The organism is Streptomyces sp. NPDC056361 (genome assembly GCF_042262805.1).
In the GTDB taxonomy this organism is placed as follows: domain Bacteria; phylum Actinomycetota; class Actinomycetes; order Streptomycetales; family Streptomycetaceae; genus Streptomyces.
This window is the reverse complement of the sequence record NZ_JBHJQI010000330.1, coordinates 1-1,005: the sequence shown is the minus strand read 5'-3', so window position 1 is coordinate 1,005 and position 1,005 is coordinate 1. Positions and strand designations below refer to the sequence as shown.

General features: G+C 69.5%; 1 pseudogene. It reads right to left on the bottom strand.

The window, feature by feature from the left end:
• A pseudogene (locus ACFCY7_RS40545) lies at positions 1-869 on the bottom strand (amino acid transporter); the annotation flags it as partial.
• Positions 870-1,005: the final 136 nt, after the last annotated feature.

The window sequence follows — 1,005 nt, the reverse complement described above, 5'->3', positions numbered from 1 at the left end:
GCGGCCGTGGTGAGCAGCTTCTTGGTGTCCCGGATGCGGCCGGTGGGCCTGTCCTCGGTGTCGCCGGGGTCGCCCTGGACGTGGGGCATGACGGCGACGCCGGTCTCGAAGCCGGACAGGCCGAGGGCGAGTTTGGGGAAGACGAGCAGGGCGACGCCGATCATGGCGAAGACGTTGCCGTGTTCGGCGGTCAGTGCGGCCGTCCAGTCGGTGACGACGTGGCCTTCGGTGAGTACGTGCCACAGGCCGGAGACGACGACGACCACGTTGAGGGCGAGGTAGGTGCCGACGAGGACGACGGCGACGCCGATCGCCTCCAAAAAGCCCTTGAGGAACACCGCGCCGAGCAGGGCGATCAGCACCATGGTGATCAGGAGCTGTTTGTTGTGGAGGGCCTCTTCGAGGTGCGGGTTCTCCACCAGGTGGGTGGAGGCGTCGGCCGCCGACAGGGTGATGGTGATCAGGAAGTCGGTGGCGGCGAACCCGAGGAGGGTCAGGACGAACAGTTTGCCCTTCCAGAAGGACAGCAGTCGCGACAGCATCGCGATCGAGCCCTCGCCGCGGGGGCTCTCCTCCGCGACCCGCCGGTAGACGGGCAGCGCGCCGGCCAGGGTGACGATCACCAGGACGATCGTCGCGACGGGGGAGAGCAGGCCGGCGGCCAGGGCGGCGATGCCGGGCTGGTAGCCGAGGGTGGAGAAGTAGTCGACACCGGTCAGGCACATCACCCGCCACCAGCGTTGCCCGGTGTGTCCGGCGTCCGGTGCCGCCTCCTTGGGCCGGGAGGGCTTGCCCTTCCCCATGTCGGAGAGGCCCTCCAGCATCCACGCGCGCAATTGTCCGGTGCGCGCGTTCGGTGGGGTGGCCATGGGGGTGCTCCTGAGCTGCGGCTGGGTGAGGGGATTTCGGCCGTCGTGCGGACGGCCGAGCCAGCGTAAGCAGCCCGCGGATGCCCGAAGGCGGCGGGCGCGTCAGGAAAGCGTCAAGATGCACCGCTCGGGCTCA